This window comes from Parapedobacter sp. ISTM3, from assembly GCF_016533505.1.
Taxonomy (GTDB): Bacteria; Bacteroidota; Bacteroidia; order Sphingobacteriales; family Sphingobacteriaceae; genus Parapedobacter; species Parapedobacter luteus.
This window is the reverse complement of record NZ_JAENGN010000010.1, coordinates 21595-42561: the sequence shown is the minus strand read 5'-3', so window position 1 is coordinate 42561 and position 20967 is coordinate 21595. Positions and strand designations below refer to the sequence as shown.

Sequence of the window (20967 nt, the reverse complement as noted above, 5' to 3'; positions counted from 1 at the left end):
CGTCCAGCTTCTGCATTACTATGTGCAATCCGGCACGTCGCGTAGCTTACATCACCGGTTCAAGAGGGTCTGCATAATGCGCCAAACCATAATTACGGCGCTGTGCCTCATGCCCATTGGTGATGTGCCATTCAAACTCGTCTCTAAAATGGCGGATAGCACTTGCTACCGGCCAAGCCGCTGCATCGCCCAACGGACATATGGTATTGCCCTCGATTTTCTTGGATACATCCACCAACAAATCAATATCGCTGTATGAACCATGACCAAACTCGATTTTGTGAAGCACCTTTTCCATCCAGCCGGTACCTTCTCGACATGGCGAACATTGCCCACAACTTTCATGATGATAAAACCGTGTGAAATTCCAGGTATTGCGCACAATACACTGATCCTCGTCAAAAGCGATAAATCCGCCGGATCCCAACATCGTACCGCTTTGGAACCCACCATCAGCTAATGATTCGTAGGTCATCAAGCGGGATTCGCCTTTCAGTGTCTTCAAAATCAAGTTCGCAGGTAATATTGGCACTGAAGATCCCCCGGCCACGACCGCCTTCAAGCGTTTGCCATTGGCAATACCTCCGCAATACTCATCCGAATAAATAAACTCTTCAACAGGTAATCCCAATTCGATTTCGTAGACGCCCGGCTTGTTCAGATTGCCACTAGCAGAAATCAGTTTCGTGCCGGTGCTACGTTCGATACCTATTTTTGCATACTCTTCCCCACCTTCATTGATAATTGGCACAGTAGCCGCGATAGATTCAACGTTATTCACTACCGTGGGACAATTATACAATCCCGAAACTGCCGGGAATGGTGGTTTTATTCTCGGATTGCCGCGCTTACCCTCCAGCGACTCCAGTAAGGCCGTTTCCTCCCCGCAGATGTAAGCTCCGCCTCCAGGCTGTACATACAGCTCAAGGTCATAGCCGCTACCCAAAATATTCTTACCGAGGAAGCCGGCATTTTTTGCCTCGGCAATTGCCCGTTCGAGAATCCGTATCTGAGGCATCATTTCTCCCCGTACGTAGATGTAGGAAGTATTTGCTCCCAACGCATAGCTTGACACAATCATGCCTTCAATCAACGCATGCGGGATATGGGTCATTAAATAACGATCCTTGAATGTTCCGGGCTCCGATTCATCGGCATTGCAGACCAGATAGCGCGGCACACCTTCCGGTTTAGCTAAAAAGCTCCATTTCATACCGGTCGGGAAACCTGCCCCACCACGCCCGCGCAGTCCTGATTTCTTCACCTCTTCCACCACTTCTTCGGGCGTAAGTGTCTTCAAGGCCTTTTCCACGGCACGATACCCCCCTTGTTGGCGGTATACTTCGAAGGTATGGATACCAGGAACATGAATATGTGTCAATAATAACTTACGTGTCATAATATCAGCTTTCAACCTTGGCTTTCCGATGGTCAACCGTTTACCTTGGCTTTTTCTGTTAATTCTTCAATCAGTTTGTCTACGCTTTCTTCGGTAAGGTTTTCGTAAAACGTATATTCAGGTCCGATTTGCAGCACAGGTCCATAGCCACAAGCCGCCAAACACTCCACTCCACGCCAACTAAACAACCCGTCGGGAGTCACTTCACCTTCCTTTACACCGAGCCTGTGTTCAATGTGCTTCATGATGCGTTCGGCACCTACCAGACAGCACGGCCCTGTACGACAGACCTCCAATACATATTTCCCTTGCGGTTGCAGGAAAAACATGGTGTAAAACGTCGCGACCTCGTAGACCTCGATTGACTCAAGATTTAGGTATGCGGCTACGCTATCCATGGCAGGAACGCTCAACCACCCATACTTGGCCTGTACTTCGTGCAAGATAGGCAGCAACGCCGATTTCTGTCTTCCCTCCGGATAACGCGATACGATTTCGGCAAACTTGCCGAGCATTTCTTCCGTGAACTCCACGGGTTCGTTATGTTTCACACTAAGCATCAAGTTCTCCTGCTATAATGTTTAAACTACTCATGTTGATGATAGCATCAGATAACAACATCCCACTGCTCATGGGTGCGTACATCTGGTAATTGATAAACGAGGGTCTCCGGAAATGCAGGCGATAAGGTGAGCGGCCACCGTCACTGATTAAATAAAAGCCCAGCTCGCCATTGGCCCCCTCAACACAGTGATACAATTCCTTCTTTGGCGCATCTATTTCACCCATCACAATTTTAAAGTGGTAGATAAGCGCCTCCATGTTATTGTATACCTGCTCTTTTGGCGGAAGGTAGAAGTCTGGAACGTCCGCGTGAAATACACCCTTAGGTTCCCTTTCTATTTTAGCCAAGGCCTGTTCAATGATTCGCAAGCTTTGCCACATTTCATGATTACGCACCAAAAACCGGTCGTAAACATCCCCATTTGTACCTACAGGAACCTCAAAATCAAATTCCTCGTACGAAGAGTAAGGTTCGTTGGCGCGCACGTCATAATCTACGCCTGTGGCCCTCAGAATTGGGCCGCTCCAGCTGTAACTAAGCGCTGTTTCGGCATCTACGGCGGCCACACCTGAAGTCCGATCAATAAATATACGATTGCGTTCCAACAGTGCTTCAAACTCCTTCAACACTGCGGGAAATTCGTTAACAAACTCCCTGATCTTCGCAAAAGCCACCTCATTGAAATCCCGTTCAAACCCACCGATACGCCCGATATTAGTCGTCAGTCGCGCCCCACATATTTCTTCGAATATTTCATAGATAAATTCGCGTTTTACCATCATCGGAATAAATCCGGCAAACGTGCCGGTATCGACCCCAAGGATGCCGTTGCAAATGATATGATCGGCAATACGCGACAACTCCATGATGATTACGCGCATGTATTGGACCCGTTTGGGCAGCTCGATATCCAACAACTTTTCTACCGTCATATGCCATCCCATGTTATTGATAGGCGAAGAGCAGTAGTTCAGCCGATCGGTCAATGTCGTAATCTGATAGTAAGCGCGCCGCTCGGCTATTTTTTCAAACGCCCGATGGATATAACCAATGGTCGACACCCCACTAATGATTCGTTCGCCATCCACTTGCAATACGTTCTGGAATACACCATGTGTAGCAGGGTGCGTAGGCCCGAGGTTGAGCGTAAAAAGCTCGTCCTGCGGATCATTGTCGATAAAGATCGGCCTGTTGTCTGTTAATTTAATCTTGCTGATAGCATCACTCATATCGAAACCGTTTATCTACCGAAAAAATAATCCCCTTTATCCATTCGGTTGGGGTCCTCCAATGGATATTCTTTCCGCATCGGGAATACGTCCATATCATCAACATTCAATATCCGACGCAAATCGGGATGCCCCACAAACTGGATTCCAAAAAAATCATACGTTTCGCGTTCCATCCAGTTGGCACCATCCCATAGTACCGTAGCGGTGGGGATAGCCGGATATGCGCCATCCAGAAACACTTTTATACGTATCCTCACGTTATTTACCAAACTATGCAGGTGATAGACCACCGCAAATTCCTTGGGCAAATCGGGGTAGTGTACGGCCGTAATATCCGTAAGGTAATTAAACTGCAGTTCGCCATCGGTTTTTAGAAACTCGAGTATATCCAGAATATCCTCTTTCCCTGTCTCAATGGTAAGCAACCCATAAGAGTCTTCAATTTGATTGAACCGATTTTCAAAGCGCGTATTGAGTCGCCCGATAACGCTATCATTGCTCAGTTTAGCCATTCGTATGGAATCCGTATTTTTCCAGCAACGCCTTATACTCGGGCGTTTGCCTTCTGTTTAATGGTTCGTTCTTTACAATCTCCTGCAGCCGCATTACGCCGTCCAGGATGGCTTCCGGTCTAGGCGGACACCCCGGCACATATACGTCTACAGGAATGATTTCATCAATCCCCTGTAACACCGAATAAGTATCGAATATTCCCCCGCTTGACGCACATGCGCCAACAGCAATCACCCACCGAGGTTCGGCCATTTGCGAGTACACCTGCCGGAGCACGGGCCCCATCTTCTTTGCGATGGTCCCCATTACCATCAGCATATCTGCTTGTCGAGGAGAAAAGCTGTTTCGTTCCATCCCAAAACGCCCCGCATCGTAAGTTGCGGCCATTGTAGCCATAAACTCAATGCCACAACACGATGTTGCGAATGGCAACGGCCACAGTGAATTGGCTCTCGCCAATCCGATAGCTTTATCCAATGATGTTGCGAAAAAACCAGATCCTTGAATACCGGGAGGAGCTTCCGCCATTTTTATATCACTCATGCTAACCCCTTACCTTTCTTAATAAAAAAACTCATCAGTCACACACTGATGAGTACAAATCTACAATATATTGCCCTTTTAAACGGCTAATTATATTATTTAGAAACGTTCTAAAGGTGTTTATTCCCAGTCCAATACCCGTTTTTTAATCACATAGATAAACCCGAGAAGAAGCAGTGCCATGAACACAAACATCTCAATCAAACCTGACAATCCAAATTCACGGAAATTAACGGCCCAAGGATACATAAAAATGACCTCGATATCAAAAATCACAAATAGGATTGCCACAATGAAGTATTTGATTGAAAAAGGTTGCCTGGCATTTCCTATCACCTCAACGCCCGATTCGAATGCACCGAGCTTGGTTTCTGTCTTTACCTTGGGACCAATGAAATGGGTCAACAGAATCACGCCTGCGGAAAAAAGGATAGCAACCCCAAACTGAATTAAAATCGGTAAATAATCACTGGGCATACTTTGTACTTCTGGTTCCATACTACGCTAATTAAGAGATGCCACAAAGCTAAAAAATAAAGCGCTAATTTTAAAAATTAGCGCTTTATACATTCAATTTATTAGTAATTAACCGGAAATTTACTGACCCGTCGAACCACCTGTTGAAGCTGCTGACGCCTGCTCAAGATATTGCAATGTTTGCTTAGCATACTCGTTTGCCGGATCCAACTTCAACGTTTCGTTTAGGTAATCGCGGGCTTGTTGGTATTCACCGTTCTTCGCAGCGATAGCCGCCAGGTTGTTATATATTTCAATGAAATTGTTCTTCGCTTTTTGCACCTCAGCATCGCCCTTTTCTTTTACCACTTCGATATATTTCAAAAAGTAAGGGGCAGCCAATCCTTGTGGCTTTTCACTATCGTCCAACAGATTGTTTACCCGAGCCCTGAACAGGTAAGCATCCTGAGTGGTCGGTGCCTTTTCGATAACCAGTCCGAGCGCTGTATCGGCTTTTTTGAGCCATTCAGTACGGGCCGGCTCCTCGGCCAATTGCTTGGTTGCCGCACCGTAATAGGTAGCGAAGCCAAGATAAAAATTGTCGTAAACATGATTCCGCGAAGTGGGTGTAGTCGCAGGTATTTCAAACACCTTCGCCGCCAACGCATACTTCTTTTTATTGGTAACAAGATCCATACCTACCTCATGTAAGTCATCGGCGATAGAAGAATCGATAGCTACCGCCTTTTCCAATTGCGCAATCCCCTTATCGAAAAGGGCTTCATCTACCGGATCCTGTTCTACGGCGATATTAATGTCTGCCAGCCCTAAATGCAGGTAATCAAGCGAAATAATCCGCTCTTCCTCCATGCGGGTGAACATTTTCTCCAACGCCTCTTTACTTTCTTGGTACTGCTTGTTTTCATAAGCCGAATAACCCAAGTAACGTAATATCTTTGGATTTACATCCTCCAATTGGGCCAGTTCAGCGGCTTGCGCCTGCAGCTCTTCGTAGTCTTTTACGTACACCAAGAAGTCGGCGTAGCGAATCCGTGAATCTACCGTATAATCGGTTTTATCCATGTATTGCTTGTAGAATGCCACAGCTTCTTTATTCCGTGCTGCGTAGTCCTCACTCGTAGTAGCCGTATTGGCCCACGCGTGGTACGTCTCTGCCAGTTCCCTATAGGTCGGTGCGTAGTCCGGCACCTCGGAAGCAATTTGTTTCAAGCCGTCAATAGCTTCCTGCCACGCATGTGACCCCCGGGTGATCACTTGCATCTGCACACGGGCACGCGTAAGCGTATTATCAAGCACTGTAGCGTCCCGATAGCTCTTGTATGCCATGCTGTTGTTCTTCAGCCCAAAATAGGCATCACCCAATGCCAAAGGAATCAACGGATCTTGGTTGTTTTTGGCTTTGGCCTGATCGAGATATTCCACCGCCTTTTGGTAATCTGGCTGTGGTGCATCGATATAAGCCCTTCCAATGTGGTACAGCTCCAAATAATCTCTCCGTTTCAATCCCGAAGTCGCTTCGGCAAATTTTGTTGCAGCTGCACTCGCATTCTCGTTGTACAAATCTACGATCCCTTGCCCTACTTTATTCAGGTTGTTTTTGGGATCAGCTGCCAATCCTTGATTAAAAACGTTTAATGCGGAATCCAAATGTTCATTATGTATATAGACAAGCCCTAAATAAAAATAGTTCTCTCCAGCTTTGGGCTTGTTTTTTACAAGTGTTTCCAACATTCCTTTGGCCTGAGCGAATTGTTCGGCATCTATGGCCTTCCTCGCATCGTCCAAGCTCTGCGCACGTACTCCCGTAATCACAAAAGCAAGGGATATACCCCATATCATTGCTTTTTTCATCATTTTCATTTTATTTAGTGTTCAACCTTTATTACTATCTGATAATCAATTCCCTTGGTGGTAAACTATCCGGCATCAAGCCGGATTTTAAAACTACCCGTTGACCGGACTCACCCGTTAAGAACGCGGCAAACCCCATGCCTAAACTCTTTCGGGGCTCAGCATTGATGATGTACACCGGGCGGGCAAGCGCATACAGATTCTCCGCTAAGTTTGACTGCGACGGCTTGTAATATCCATCGCCACCAATCTCACCCTGCCGCCCTTTTAGCGCCAAAACCTTAACCCCATCGATGTACTTCTGTATACTGCTATCGGGCCGCGCTATCCAGTTGATCCCCACCACTCCCACAGATTGCGGCGTTTCGTATACATACTTGAGCACCTCCGGATTAGACTGCATTGCATAAACACCCGTCGTCGGTAGGGAATCTATGCCTGCTATTTCCTTAAGCAGCCGAACGGTGCTTGAATTCGGATTATCAAACACCAGCCTGCTCAGCGAACCAATGCCGGCATTACCCCGCAGGATCTCCGTAATGTGATCCAATGTAATGGTTGAATCGGAAACCTGCTTATTCACTACAAACGCTATCGCATCCGTTGCAAACTTATATACCTGAGGCACAAACTTACGGGCTTTAAAGAACGCTGTCTCTTCTTCGGTCAATAATCTCGTCAATACAACCACCTCCACTTCCTTATTCAAAAGCTTACTCACGACCTGGCTTTCCCGGGCGCCCCCCAACTCTACATCAGCCCGGCGGTACAAGTGCTCAAACACCGTCACCTGCTCTTCCATGATAGGGAGCAGCGTTTCATCTGCAAGCACCTGCAATTGTCCGCTCACGATGGTCCGGCTTTCGCCTGACTGACTATTATTTTCACGATTGCTACATGACCACAACGAAGCAGCAAGACCAAAAAAGACGGGTAATAATACTAATTTTTTCATTGTTATGAAAAAATATCATGTTTTTTTTAAATTAACTGCTTCGAACTATCGACTCTGCCAAAGTCGGATAAAACGAAAGAAAGAATAGACCACCAATAATATCCCAAACAACGTCCGCAGGGTACTATCCAATTCTAGCGGAAAATTTTTCCAAAAAATGATGGCCAGGCCTAATGCAAAGTAAAAACCAAACATAAACAGCCCCAAAACAGACAGAAACCGCTTGGTGGGCGATTTCTGTCTGCCATTATTATCCCTATAGTATCTAGCGGCCAACTTACCTATTGCTGAAGGTTAAGTCGGATAGGCAATGTATAGGCTACGCGAACCGGCCGTCCATTCTGGATACCGGGGCTCCATTTCTTAGCTTTCTGCAAAAGCTTTAAAGCTGCCTCGCCCGTTCCATATTTCAAATCCCGCACAACTCTCAAGTCAGTTAAGCTTCCGTCGCGTTCTACCACGAACGAAATCTGCACCTGACCATTCACGCCCGCCTCGATAGCCGCCTGCGGATAATCGTAATTCTTAGCAATCCACTCCATGAATTCCTTCATCCCACCTGGCGGTTCTGGATTAATCTCTACTGATTGGAAGACCTGATCACTGGATGTTTCTGTTACCTCAGCGTCGATCTCACCTTCGCCGACAGGCAGATCAATACGGATTTCTGCATTGGGGTCACCTTCTATGGTCTTTGACCCGGGATCAGCCAATTTAAGCTGTTCTACCGTAGGAGGTTCCTCGTCTTGCACCTGCTCGGCGGGAACAACCTTCGGCTCAGGCATCCGCACCTGGTCTACCCGAGGCGGAGGAGGCTCAACCGGAGGGGGGGGAGGAGGTTCCTCCTCGTTTACAGGTGGCGGCTCTGAGAGCACAACCTCTGTTTCAATAATTTGTTCAACTGGCCCATCATCGCCCATTTCTATTCCCATCCACCGTGCAATCGCCGGCGACATTAGAAGTAGTACGAATACGACGGAAGCCGAAAACAACCCGATATTGGTGGCCTTAGGCGACAACTTACGGAGATCGTATGCTCCATAAGACTTGTTCCGACCGTCAAATACCACATCGAGCCATTCTTTCTTAAAAATATCTAATTTTGAACCTATCATAGCTATCGTATTCTGTGGTTATTGTCAATCATTATACAGGTTGTCCCGTTGCAACACTTCTATTTCCGCATCGCTGATGGTACCAATCATATATATTGGTGCTTTGATAATATTCATTTCATCCAGAATATCTACCAAATTGCGGTGAGTAGACTTATCACTGGGACGCACAACAATGATCAGGTCTTTTCCTGTCTGCTGTCTCACCTGTTCCATCTTTTTGATCAGGATAGGCCGAACCCCATCCTTACCATAATCCACGATCTCTGGCCCTTCTAGGGGATTGCTGTAATCGCCGTGATACCATTCGATCTTATTGTTGCTACCCAGCAACAACGTCAGCGTCCGGTTGTCGGCCACCTCAAGTCTATCTTCCGGATTGTCTTCGTTTTTATCCGGCATGGCCACGTCCATGGCATTGGGCTTGTTGATGGAAGTGGTAAGCATGAAAAACGTGATCAAGAGAAACGCCAAATCCACCATGGCTGTCAAGTCTACTCTCGGCTGCTGCTTACCACCGGTATTTAATTCTGCCATTTTTTTATCCTTTATGTTTAAATTGCATTGCTACTAAAAATCCTCGCTACGAAGACTGGTGATCAAACTAAACTTATTCACCTTTTGGCTTTGCAACACATCCATTACTTTCTTGATCTCGGGATACTTTTCATTGGCATCCCCTTTTATTGACACCCGCATCTCGGCATTCTTCAACTCCTTCGTCGCAACGCGAGCCGAATAAATCCAATGGAACAACTCATTGCTGAGTGCATCGGTAGAATCGATGGGAATACCAGGTTGCAGACCGGGCTTTACACGATCATTAGTACCCAGATTGATCAGTTGTTTCAAATTGCCCATCGGCACGCCGAAACTCTCCATCGTCGAAAACTCGGCCTTTTCTTCAGGGGTAAATGCGATGGAATATTTTTCTGACATAAGCTCTAGCATCCGGGCTCGTGCATTCCTGTTTACCACACCAAAGAACACTTTGCCTCCATCGCCCACCGTAATCAACCCCAAATCATCGTCTGGCAATTTTACTTGTGTAGCCGACGCCGGCGTATCTACCGGCATCGGTTCGGGTTGCCGGGCTGTGGCTGTCAATATAAAAAACGTGAGCAGCAAGAACGACACGTCACACATCGCGGTCATGTCTATCGTCGTACTGGCTCTTTTAACTTTTACCCTTGGCATAATTTATAATTTTAGTTGCCTACTTCGTATTGATAAGATGCACATTCATCCGGCATTCCATAAGCCGGATGAAATTTTTTACTATTTGTGCGTAGCTGCGTAAGTCTGTACGATAGAAAACCCAGCTTCGTCAATCGAGTAAGTTAATGTATCTATCTTAGATGTAAAGATGTTATAGAATACGATGGCTACCGTCGAGGTAGCGATACCTGTAGCCGTGTTAATCAACGCCTCAGAGATACCGTTTGCCAGTGCAGCAGAGTCCGGAGCACCACCGGTAGCTAATGCGGAGAACGCCCTGATCATCCCTGTTACCGTACCTAATAGCCCTGTCAATGTACCGATAGAAACCAGCGTAGCGATGATGGTAAGGTTCTTTTCGAGCATTGGCATTTCCAACGCGGTCGCTTCTTCGATTTCCTTTTGGATAGCTACAGTAGCTTGATCGGTATCAAGGTTTGGGTTTGCCGATACATCTTTATATTTAAGCAGACCTGCCTTGATAACATTTGCTACCGATCCTTGTTGCTTATCGCACTCTGAGATGGCCGAATCAATGTTGCCTCCTCCGATAAGAGACTGAATTTTCCGCACGAAGTTGCCCACATTGCCTTTTCCAGAAGCCCTTCCAATCACGATGAAGCGTTCAACCGCAAATACCCATACCATCAGGAACAACCCCAGCAATACCGGCACCACATATCCGGCATGGTATACCATCCCTAAGTAATTGCCCTCTAAAGGCCGATTCTCCGGATCGCCATCGACAAAGTTATTCGGATCGCCCATGATGAATCTCCAAACCAATGCGCCGATGACGAAACAAATAATAATTGCCAGACTTGCAAAAACGTTGGATGTTGAGTTGCTCTTTTCCTTTTTTGCTGTACTTGTTTTTGGTGCGTTTGCCATTTTTTTTGAATTTTTAGATTTTAACGTTGTTAAATATGATTTTTAAGTAATTTGTGCAATTTAATCCACTACTAACCACTAAAAATGGTTAAAGCAAATATAGTGTTTTATACTAAAAACAAAATCTTTGTCAATAATTGTTTAGTAAAACTTATTTACATGCCGGGGTGCGCAGCAGCAGCATCAACACACCTTAAACAAACATCGCTTCTGTAATCCAAAAGCAATTTTTTTACAATGAAAACTATTTTTTTTTGTAATTGCAAATTAAACATTCAAATAAATAGCTACCGAGTAGTGTATAATAGCGTTTAAACATGAATGGATAGTGTATACCAACGCTACGCCAACATACAACTAACTAATAATAAATGATTTAATGAAACAAGACTTCGCCGCTTTTATTAATCAATATATTTTTTTTGTTACTTCCGGTTAGGTTGATTGTTATCCCCCTGCCAATTTAGCTCGATATCCTTCATCAATCAACAATTGCAACACTCGCTGCCTAAAATCACCTTGAATAATAATCTCACCCTGCTTAGCGCTTCCTCCCACTCCGCATTTTTGTTTTAACAGTTTGCCTAACGCCTCCAAATCTTCTGGCGTTCCCACAAAGCCCTTGACAAGCGTTACCATTTTCCCGCCCCGCATTTTCTTATCCAGCATCACGCGCAAGTCCTGTTTGTTTTTTGACAGTGTAGATTCTTCGTTCGGTTCCTCTTCGTGGTATACGAAGGCATCGTCTGTGGAATACACAATGCCGCTATACCGCTGTTTCTTCTTCATGCTTTAGTAAACGGTTATTTTGCGAATAAATTACGTTCAATAACAAAATTACACTACGTTCAACAAAGAATTGTCAATGTACTGGGATTTACTGCGATATCCAGCACTTTGCCCATCGCTTTGGGTTCGCCATCCACGTGCACGGACCCGATATACGTCCGCTCAATGTGGATCCGCCTGCCAGGGATAATCTCTACATATTCGGATTGATCCGCTGTCTTATTAAACAGGTGAAACACCATCATCGGAATGGTATATAAGGGAAACTTATGAACGATGCAAACATCCAATAGACCATCGGTTACTGAAGCCTGCGGTGCAACATATGCATTATTACCATATTGCGGTGAATTCGCCACACTTATCATAAATGCCTCGCGTTCGAAACGATCCCCATCAATATCCAGCACATATTGTTTTGGTTTATAGGTGCTAATTTCGGTCAAAACCGCCTTTAGATACCCTATTGGCCCTCGAAGCGAATCATTCGCAAACCGATCGCTTACCGAAGCGTCAAACCCTATGCCGGCCATATTAAAAAAAAACAGGCCATTGATAACGCCACTATCGATGGTCATGTGCTCAAACCGATTCAGCCGCTTCACTGCGGCGCGTTCATTGAGTGGGATACCCAGGTATAAGGCCAGCCCATTGCCTGATCCTTCGGGAATAATACCCAATATCGTATCGGTACCATTCAGGGCCGATGCGATTTCATTGATCGTACCGTCTCCCCCCACCGCCACAACTACCTCTACGTCATCGGCTACGGCTTTTGTAGCCAACTCGTTGGCATGGCCGATATGCCCCGTTAAAACAAACTCGGGATCATATAACGCCAAGTCAAGATCTTCCATGACGCGCTTCTCGAAGCCTCTTTTTTTCTTGCCGCCAGATATTGGATTAATAATAAATAAAATGCGCTTCCTTTTCCCCATGCCTCTTGGCGTGTTTACCATGACAAATGTATCAGCAATATTGGTATATTTCTATGTATATGGCAACAATTTATAAAAACTTAACATCGGTCGACTCGGAATAACGAATCGCCATCCGCCTGTTTTGAAAACAACAAAAGTATTGTAGCTTTGCAGCGTGAAATGTGGATTGATTTGGATATGATAGCCGTCCAGAGCCTTCATAGGATTGCAACCACGATAAAAAAGTGCTAAAAACATGCTTTCCCTCATTTCAGCCATTTGATATTTATACATTATAGATTAATACAAATAATACAGTATGCCTTATTTATTCACTTCAGAGTCCGTTTCCGAAGGACATCCAGATAAGATAGCTGATCAAATTTCTGATGCGCTTATTGACAACTTCTTGGCATGGGATCCTGACTCGCGCGTTGCCATTGAAACACTGGTCACCACGGGGCAGGTGGTGCTTGCGGGGGAGGTTAAGTCTAAAATATACCTCGATGTACCAAAAATCACCCGATCGGTAATCGAACGTATCGGGTACACCAAGTCCGAATACATGTTTGAAGCCAATTCGTGTGGCATCCTCTCCGCTATACATGAGCAGTCTCCAGATATCAATCAAGGTGTAGACCGTAAAGAAAAGCAGGAGCAAGGCGCCGGGGATCAAGGAATCATGTTTGGGTACGCCAACAATGAAACCGAAAACCTGATGCCTTTAGCCCTCGACCTAGCCCATAAGCTGCTTTATGAACTAGCCGCATTGCGTCGCGAACATGACCAGATAAAATACCTAAGGCCTGATTCAAAAGCACAAGTAACGTTGGAATATGATGACAATCATAGGCCCATCCGAATTGACGCCATTGTGATATCTACACAGCATGACGAGTTCGACAACGAAGCCGCGATGCTTGACCGGATCAAATCTGACATGGTAAATATCCTTATTCCCAGAGTAAAAGCCCAATTGAAGCCCGAGTTGCAACAGCTTTTTACCGACCAGATCACATATCATATTAACCCCACTGGGAAATTTGTGATTGGCGGCCCACACGGAGACACCGGATTAACCGGAAGGAAAATCATCGTCGACACGTATGGTGGTAAAGGCGGCCATGGCGGCGGGGCCTTTTCTGGCAAAGATCCATCCAAGGTAGATCGATCAGCGGCCTATGCGACGCGTCATATCGCGAAAAATCTCGTGGCCGCAGGTGTAGCTGATGAGTTGTTGGTACAGATTTCTTATGCTATCGGCGTAAAGGATCCCATTGGCATATACGTCAACACATATGGTACCTCAAAAGTAGAACTATCCGATAGTGAAATTGCCCGCAAAATCCAGGAATTGTTTGATATGACACCTTACGGCATCGAGACCCGCCTCAAACTGCGCAATCCGATTTATTCGGAAACGGCTGCATATGGTCACATGGGACGCGAGCCACGTACGGTGACAAAGACCTTTGAAAACAGCAACGGCGAGACCACCTCACAGGACGTAGAACTATTTACCTGGGAAAAGCTCGATTATGTAGACCGTGTGAAAGCCGCATTCGGCCTATAAGGCTGCAGCGGCTGTTTGCACCTGGCGGTTAATCTTTTTGACCAGCCCTTGCAACACATTGCCTGGCCCTACCTCCGTAAACGATGTAGCCCCACTTTCAATCATGTGCAGAATGGTTTGCGTCCAACGTACCGGCCCAGTGAGCTGTTCGATAAGGTTGTGCTTTATCGCCTCGGGGTCGGTATACTGTTTTGCATCGATGTTTTGATAAATCGGGCAAACCGGTTCGTTGATAACCGTTGCTTCTATAGCCGCTTGCAACGCCACTTTGGCAGCTTCCATCAAAGGTGAATGGAATGCCCCACCTACATTAAGCTTCAGCGCCCGTTTTGCCCCGGCCTCCAGCAGCAATTCGCAGGCTTTGTCTACACCTTCAATCGACCCTGAAATTACCAATTGCCCAGGGCAATTGTAGTTGGCTGGCACTACCACGTCACTGACGCGCTGGCAAATATCCTCCACGATAAAATCATCGAGCCCTAAGATAGCGGCCATTGTAGACGGCTGGATCTCCGTAGCTGCCTGCATCGCATTGGCACGTGCGGCCACCAGCTGCAACCCATCTTCAAAGCGCAACGCTTGGGCCGCTACCAACGCCGAAAATTCACCTAACGAGTGTCCGGCTACCATGTCTGGATTGAACGTTTTCCCTAATGCACGCGCCAGGATAACGGAATGTAAAAAAATAGCGGGTTGGGTGACCTTGGTCTGTTTTAAATCTTCGTCTGTGCCCTCGAACATCACATCCGTAATACGGAATCCCAGAATCTCATTAGCTTGTTCAAACAAAAACTTAGTTTCTTCATTATGGTTATACAGATCGTTGCCCATACCTACAAATTGGGCGCCCTGTCCGGGAAATATATAAGCATGCTTCATCTCGTTGTTCCGTTTAATCTATGCATATAGGTAAAAAGATATCGGCAAAGATATCATTTGACAGCAAAAAATTAAGGCAATTTAGCTAAGTTTGTTTTCCATGGTCAAGCGAATTGCATGCATCGTTATGGGCTGTTGTTGGGTCGTCGCCGTTGCCTGCGCGCAGTGGACCGACAGCACGCACTATTATGTGCAGCTTTCGGCTACCAACTCGATTAATAAGACCAATAATCAGAGTGCCTTCCTTTTTAATAACGGATTGCGGTTTTCTATTCAAAAAGAGCGGATACGCCTCAATCTGAATAATAACTGGCTTTATGGGCGACAAGACGGTGCAACGACGAACAACGACTATTCAGCCAGCTTCGACGCCAACTTTTACCGCACCAGTGGGCGTTTCTTTTATTGGGGGCTGGCAAATTACAACACCAGCTATTCATTGCGGATCAAAAACCAGCTCCTTACCGGCGCTGGCGTGGCCTATAGCATGCTGGATAGTGACGTAGCCTACCTCAACATCAGTGATGGTTTGCTTTTTGACGCCAGCAGTATTCTTGAAAACGATATTCCTATACACTACCAGACCATACGCAATTCATTCCGCCTCGTTTATAAGTTTACGATCAGGCAATTTGTCGTCCTGCAAGGCACCAATTTTTACCAACCTTCGCTTACCAAAGGGTCCGATTTCAACATCCGGCTGAATAATGACATTTCCTTTCAACTCAACAGAGGGCTAAGCCTCAAAGCAGCGTTGACGTACAATCGAATCAACCGTACGGACAGCGAAAATCTCCTATTTACATACGGGCTGGCTTTTGAACGGTATTTTTGAATGTATTGTTGCGTTATTCGGGCACGAAGCTCAGGCTTGAGAGGTGGTCATCTGCGAAAATCTCATTCGCAATCGCTAATAATTGATCGGCCGTAACGGCATCGATTTTGGCAAACACCTCATCCAACGTCTGCACGCTACCATAATCCAATAGGCTTTTGGCCAACGTGATGATTAAATTAAGCCTGTTTTCTTCGCCCAACGCTATCTGTCCCTTAAACTTCTTTTTCGCTTGATAAAGCTGCATCACCCCGAGCTTTTGTTCGCGCATTTTTTTCAGCTGTTGTCCTACCAACCGTCGCGCCTTGTCCGCTTTCTCCTCATCGGTACCAAAGTAGATATGAAACAATCCCGTGTCAGAAAGCGGTGTATAATTGGATTCAATGGTGTATGCAATACCATGCCGTTCGCGCACGACCAAATTGAGTCTCGAGCTCATGCCCATCCCCCCCAGTATATTGTTGAGCAGCAATAACCCGGTCTTATATTCATGATGAATGTCGTAAGCCAACCCACCCATCACATAATGTGCTTGGTTTATGGGTTTCTTAATGACCGCATGGTGGTTTCCGTATTGGGTAGGAGCCTGCCGATATCGCCGGTTTCGACTTTCCGGAATCTTGCCCAGAATCCGGTTGGCAATACCTCGTACCTCCTTTAGGGAATAATCACCGGTGACGCCAATCACAATCTCATGCGTATTGTAATTCCGCTGGATAAAATTAACGATATCGGCCTTGGTAAGTCGTTTCAGATCATCAACCGTACCCAATATATTATGTCCAAGTGCATGTCCTTGAAAGAGTAGGTCTTCAAAATCATCCATGATGGCCTCTTCGGGACTGTCCCAATAAGAAGCCATCTCATCCAGAATTACCCCTTTTTCTTTTTCCATCTCGCTTTCCGGAAAAACCGAATGAAAAAACAAATCTTCAAAGAGATCCAACGCTCGTGCCAAATACGGTGTTAGGAAAGACGCGTGAACACAGGTATACTCTTTGGTAGTGTAGGCATTCAGATCGCCCCCTACGGCCTCAAGCCTATTTAATATTTGTGTAGTATTGCGTTTTTCCGTTTGCTTAAACAACAGATGCTCGATGAAATGAGCCAACCCGTAATGCCCCTCTTGCTCATCCCTTGCTCCGGCATTGATGATCATACATGCATGAGACACCGGCGATGTGGAGTGATGTTGGATTACCCGGATGCCGTTGGGTAACTGAATAAGATCGTATTCCATTGCCACGCAAGATAACAAAAACCTGCTGGGTTTTCAGAACCCAGTAGGTTTTTTAGCCTCCACCTCCGGGTCTGCGATCGCCTCTCCAGCCTCCTGGACCTCCGGGCCCACCGGGACGGTCAAACATGTTTCCCCCAGCAAAATTTGAAAAGCGGTAAGACACCGTAAGCATAAAATAGCGTGCCAAGCGATTGCTGCGGCTATCGACGATCATATTTTCGGTCACATTCCGTGAAACGTTGATCTGTTCATTAAGCAAATCGAAAGCTTGGAATCGGATTGCGCCAGTCCTGCCTTTAAAAAACTGCTTTTCGATATACGAATTGATGATAAATGGATTAGCCTGCACCGAAGCACTGTAACCGTTGTTGGTTGTTTTTGCCAAATCCGCTCCGAATATCCAGGTAGGGGAGAGGTTGACCGAACCATTCAACGTAAAAGCCCAAGTTGAAATATTATTATCCGCATTATTGCGGGATACCACGGTATTGGTTGTGGTGTTGTACGTATAACGTATTCCGGGTACGACCTCTACAAATTCAGAAGGGTTATACCGGAAATTAATGTTTTGGCTTATCAGCCAATTTTTTGCAATATTGCGCAATGTCTGGAAGTCCGGTTCAGCGCCCGGGGTAGCAACGTCCGAAGTTGTGAATGAGACATTGTTATTGTACATGACCATCCCACCATAAGAGATGGTATAGGTCCGATTCGAAAACGGTTTTGAGAAGTTGTAAAAACCCCGTGCGTTATAAAATCCGCTGGTATTGAGATACTCGGTTTCCTGCACGACCCCTAACGTTGGGTGATTGGGGATTGTTGTCCGATTGGTCACAATTTTATCTTCCGCCAACGACCCGGTAGCGCCGACGAAGAAAGACGTCCCATTACTGATGTCAAAATTACGGTAATTGATACGGAGTTCGTGTGTGAACTCTGCATTAAGGTTCGGATTACCGGTCACGGGCGCATTTGGATTCGAATAGTCCGTGAAAGGTTGTATTTGAGTCACACTCGGCTCGGTGGCCCGCCCGGTATAATTTACATTAAACCGTTTGGTGCGGGACATCTCATACTCCAACCGTGCCACCGGCATCCAGTTAAAGCCGTCTCGGCTAATGGGAACATACTCGCCGTTGACATTCGCAGCCCCCCTTAGTAGATTGGGCTGTGCCGCCACACCGAGCGAGTAATTCCATTTATCTTTACGGTACCGATAGGTTAGGGATCCACGGTGTGTATAAAACGTGTAGTCGTACTGCTGATCCACGTTATACCCCGGCTGGTCAATAATTGCCCCATCCAAATTATAAGCGTTGGCCCTCCTATTATTGTCATATGACGCAAAATTAAAATCATAACTTGCCTCTACCGTGCTGTTCTTGCCAACTGGCTCGATATAAGAAACGGTCGTCCCGCCATTGAGGCTTTTGTTCTGAAGATCCACTAAATGCTGTTCATATTCGGCAAGGTAATCTTCTACCGAGCCTTGAAACACGATCGAATTAATGATCCGTTCCTGGTCCTGTTCAGTACTCGCCGTATTAATGGAGAAATTTACAAAGATGTTACGGCCGTTGTCGCTCAATCGACGGTTATACAAGCCACTGGCACCGTAGTTCGGTGAGTAAGACCGATTAGTTTGATTATTTTCAAGATCATTTACAAGTACATCGCCCAACCTATTTCTGCTCAACGATAAGTTATCTCCCCGGTTTTGCCGATAACTGAAATTAGGTGAAAACTTAATGAAGTTTTTCTGATCTGGTTTGTATTCAACATTCCAACTGAACCGATGGTCGTTACCGATACTTCCATTGTTCATGTTACTTGATATAAAGGTATTTTCTCCCGAAGCGATAACTTCTTCCAACCGGTCGCTCAGCGTCGTGTTATCGGTATGACCGAAACTATAATCACCGTACATCAATAATTTGTCATTGATATCTTGGCGGTAGTTGATACCGATAGACTGTGTATTGGTGATCCCGTCGCTGCCACCGAAACCGCCGCCGCCCATCCCGCCTCGGGCAAAACCACCACCGCCCATGCCACCGAAGCTGCCGCCACCGGGTCCGCGACGGGCACCGCCACCTCGTATGTTGAAATCAAACATATTCGCGTTTACATTATTCAAGTTTCCCAAGACCGATAATTGCATGCCATCTTTAAATTTGCCATACGATCCTGTTGCCTGATAGCGTTCTTCCGTACCGCCGCCCACACGGAAATTGCCGTATTCACCATTATTATTCTCGGGAGCGATTTCCAGGTTTAATACCCGCTCGGGGCTGCCGCTACGGTTACCGGTCAGGTTGGCCATATCGCCATAGTCATCCACAATCTGGATTTTTTCGATGATTTCCGCTGGCAGGTTCTGTATAGCAGCCTTTATATCCCCACCGAAATAGTCGCGGCCATTAATCCGAGCACGCGTTACACTTTCGCCCTGAGCGGTAACATTGCCGTCCTTATCGACTTCCACACCGTCGAGCTTTTTCAATGCATCCTGTACCAACGCCCCTTCGCGAAGCCTTAGATCTTTAGTTGCGTATTCGAGTGTATCTTCCTTAACCGTCATTGCGGCGACACCCGTGACGGACACCTCTGCGAGCATTTGGCTCGATTCGTTTAGGCTTACGGGCAGCATCAGCTCATTTTTCCCTGCTTCGAAAGCAAAGCTCCGCTGAAGCGTGTCGAGGCCCAGACTGGTTACCGTAAGGACAAAACGATCGCCTTTTATATTGGTGAACGTAAAAAGACCTCCTGCACCGGAGCTTGTGTGCACAGAGTCGAGGGGCGAGACGAGTTTAATGGAGGCGCCTACAACGGGTTCACCTCGCTGATTGCTTAACGTGCCTTGCACCCGTTTGTTGGTTTGGGAAAATCCCAGAACGCTGAGCGAGGTCAATAAAACGCTCAAAAGACTTACTGTAAATGTTTGTCTAATACCTGATTGATTGCTAATTGTCATTATTAATAAATAAAAAATTATTCTTTAGCCAAAGGTGCCACCACCCACACGCCGGGTTCTTCTCTTGGTTTTGACGGTGTCGGCTGTCCATATCCGTAGGGATATCCGTAGCCATATGGATACCCATAACCGCGTCTCATCGTACTGGCTGAGCTACCACTGCCGGGTATCATCACGCCGTTGATTTTGATGTTGAAAGCCAACTCTCCGGTGTCGCCGACAGACACGCCCAAGCGATTCAATGGAATTGCCATTTCAACACACAGCGCATCGGCCGTATCCAATGTGGCTTGTGCTTGTACTCCGTATGTATTTTCGAGGGAAATTTGGCCGTCGAGTATGTCTTCAAACCGCATTACGTAAATCGCCCGTATAGCTTCAAGGGCCCCTTTTCGCATGTCATCGGGACGATTGTCGTTGTCTGCAGACATAATCGAACGGAATGCCAAGCGGTCCGCAACGGGGAAATATACCGTAGGCCCCTCCCTTTTTTTGCCCTTAATGTTAACCATACAGGCGAGCCCCTGTGCAAAAATTTGCATCTGCCGATCCTTATCAAGTACCCGCATCGCGATGTACAGGTTTTCCGTATCGTTCTTGATGTGATAACGAAATTTCTGCGTGGTGTGTTCATAGGTTAGTGTGTCTCCCCATTCGTCAAGCTTGCCGTCAATGACAATGGAGGCCGCCCAATCCAGCGATTGTTGGACATTACCTTTGTTGCGCTGCGCGAATATTGGATTCACTGCAACAAAAACAAACAGCAATAACGTACAAGTATTCTTAGTCATTTGTACTGTAATGTGTGATTTTGACACCATCATACGTGATAAGTTTAATTGTATAAGAATTATTACAACCGAAGTATTAAACCGATTTAATCTTGAAAAAATGGCTATCTTCCCTTGCTCTTCCGCTAATAAAGCAAACCGCTTTCCAACAAAACGCATCGAATCAAACGTATGCACCTGCTTCGCAGGAAAGAAAAACCAATACGT

Annotated in this window: 20 protein-coding genes; 2 read left to right on the top strand and 18 right to left on the bottom strand. The window is 46.2% G+C overall.

The window, feature by feature from the left end:
* Positions 1–46: 46 nt before the first annotated feature.
* The 14 genes from nuoF to JHJ32_RS14140 form a co-directional block, all read right to left on the bottom strand.
* Entirely contained in the window at positions 47–1399 is a 1353-nt protein-coding gene (gene nuoF, locus JHJ32_RS14205) for an NADH-quinone oxidoreductase subunit NuoF (RefSeq protein WP_200121380.1), read from the bottom strand.
* 32 nt (positions 1400–1431) lie between these two features.
* Positions 1432–1959: an NAD(P)H-dependent oxidoreductase subunit E gene (gene nuoE, locus JHJ32_RS14200; protein WP_079717947.1), complete on the bottom strand. Its 528-nt coding sequence runs from the start codon at positions 1957–1959 to the stop codon at positions 1432–1434.
* Positions 1952–3193: an NADH-quinone oxidoreductase subunit D gene (locus JHJ32_RS14195; protein ID WP_200121379.1), complete on the bottom strand. Its 1242-nt coding sequence runs from the start codon at positions 3191–3193 to the stop codon at positions 1952–1954. The genes nuoE and JHJ32_RS14195 overlap by 8 nt, the downstream gene beginning before the upstream one ends.
* Before the next feature lie 11 nt (positions 3194–3204).
* Positions 3205–3708: an NADH-quinone oxidoreductase subunit C gene (locus JHJ32_RS14190; RefSeq protein ID WP_200121378.1), complete on the bottom strand. Its 504-nt coding sequence runs from the start codon at positions 3706–3708 to the stop codon at positions 3205–3207.
* Positions 3701–4252: an NADH-quinone oxidoreductase subunit B gene (locus JHJ32_RS14185; protein ID WP_079717950.1), complete on the bottom strand. Its 552-nt coding sequence runs from the start codon at positions 4250–4252 to the stop codon at positions 3701–3703. The genes JHJ32_RS14190 and JHJ32_RS14185 overlap by 8 nt, the downstream gene beginning before the upstream one ends.
* A gap of 120 nt (positions 4253–4372) precedes the next feature.
* Positions 4373–4750: an NADH-quinone oxidoreductase subunit A gene (locus tag JHJ32_RS14180; protein WP_079717951.1), complete on the bottom strand. Its 378-nt coding sequence runs from the start codon at positions 4748–4750 to the stop codon at positions 4373–4375.
* Positions 4751–4849: 99 nt separating this feature from the next.
* Positions 4850–6583, bottom strand: a complete 1734-nt coding sequence (locus JHJ32_RS14175; RefSeq protein ID WP_200121377.1) for a tetratricopeptide repeat protein — start codon at positions 6581–6583, stop codon at positions 4850–4852.
* Positions 6584–6614: 31 nt separating this feature from the next.
* Positions 6615–7535, bottom strand: a complete 921-nt coding sequence (locus JHJ32_RS14170) for a PstS family phosphate ABC transporter substrate-binding protein (RefSeq protein WP_200121376.1) — start codon at positions 7533–7535, stop codon at positions 6615–6617.
* A 281-nt stretch (positions 7536–7816) separates the two neighbouring features.
* Positions 7817–8650: an energy transducer TonB gene (locus JHJ32_RS14165; RefSeq protein ID WP_079717955.1), complete on the bottom strand. Its 834-nt coding sequence runs from the start codon at positions 8648–8650 to the stop codon at positions 7817–7819.
* Between the two features lie 24 nt (positions 8651–8674).
* Positions 8675–9187 (bottom strand): biopolymer transporter ExbD, encoded by a 513-nt coding sequence (locus tag JHJ32_RS14160; protein ID WP_079717956.1) that lies wholly within the window; start codon positions 9185–9187, stop codon positions 8675–8677.
* A 33-nt stretch (positions 9188–9220) separates the two neighbouring features.
* A complete protein-coding gene (locus JHJ32_RS14155) occupies positions 9221–9847 on the bottom strand; it encodes a biopolymer transporter ExbD (RefSeq protein WP_079717957.1) in 627 nt (208 codons plus the stop codon).
* An 81-nt stretch (positions 9848–9928) separates the two neighbouring features.
* Positions 9929–10759, bottom strand: a complete 831-nt coding sequence (locus tag JHJ32_RS14150; RefSeq protein ID WP_079717958.1) for a MotA/TolQ/ExbB proton channel family protein — start codon at positions 10757–10759, stop codon at positions 9929–9931.
* 447 nt (positions 10760–11206) lie between these two features.
* Positions 11207–11548, bottom strand: coding sequence for a translation initiation factor (locus tag JHJ32_RS14145; protein ID WP_079717959.1), 342 nt, complete (start codon positions 11546–11548; stop codon positions 11207–11209).
* 59 nt (positions 11549–11607) lie between these two features.
* Positions 11608–12486: a diacylglycerol kinase family protein gene (locus JHJ32_RS14140; protein ID WP_200121375.1), complete on the bottom strand. Its 879-nt coding sequence runs from the start codon at positions 12484–12486 to the stop codon at positions 11608–11610.
* Between the two features lie 301 nt (positions 12487–12787).
* Here JHJ32_RS14140 and metK point away from each other — a divergent pair, with 301 nt between their 5' ends.
* Positions 12788–14041 carry a methionine adenosyltransferase gene (gene metK, locus JHJ32_RS14135; RefSeq protein ID WP_200121374.1) on the top strand — a complete coding sequence of 418 codons (1254 nt, stop codon included), beginning with the start codon at positions 12788–12790 and terminating at the stop codon, positions 14039–14041.
* On the opposite strand, the gene fabD is transcribed toward metK, so the two are convergent.
* Positions 14036–14920: an ACP S-malonyltransferase gene (gene fabD, locus JHJ32_RS14130; RefSeq protein WP_200121373.1), complete on the bottom strand. Its 885-nt coding sequence runs from the start codon at positions 14918–14920 to the stop codon at positions 14036–14038. The two genes, metK and fabD, sit on opposite strands and share 6 nt — an antisense overlap.
* A 100-nt stretch (positions 14921–15020) precedes the next feature.
* Here fabD and JHJ32_RS14125 point away from each other — a divergent pair, with 100 nt between their 5' ends.
* Complete coding sequence (locus tag JHJ32_RS14125; protein WP_200121372.1) at positions 15021–15755, top strand: DUF481 domain-containing protein; 735 nt, start codon at positions 15021–15023, stop codon at positions 15753–15755.
* Between the two features lie 13 nt (positions 15756–15768).
* Here the strand turns inward: JHJ32_RS14125 and JHJ32_RS14120 are convergent, their stop codons facing one another.
* From JHJ32_RS14120 to JHJ32_RS14110, 3 genes are all read right to left on the bottom strand, one after another.
* On the bottom strand, positions 15769–16995 hold the full coding sequence (locus tag JHJ32_RS14120; protein WP_200121371.1) for a pitrilysin family protein: 1227 nt from the start codon (positions 16993–16995) through the stop codon (positions 15769–15771).
* A gap of 52 nt (positions 16996–17047) precedes the next feature.
* Positions 17048–19918: an outer membrane beta-barrel protein gene (locus JHJ32_RS14115; RefSeq protein ID WP_200121370.1), complete on the bottom strand. Its 2871-nt coding sequence runs from the start codon at positions 19916–19918 to the stop codon at positions 17048–17050.
* A 68-nt stretch (positions 19919–19986) separates the two neighbouring features.
* A complete protein-coding gene (locus JHJ32_RS14110) occupies positions 19987–20760 on the bottom strand; it encodes a sulfur globule family protein (protein WP_200121369.1) in 774 nt (257 codons plus the stop codon).
* Positions 20761–20967: the final 207 nt, after the last annotated feature.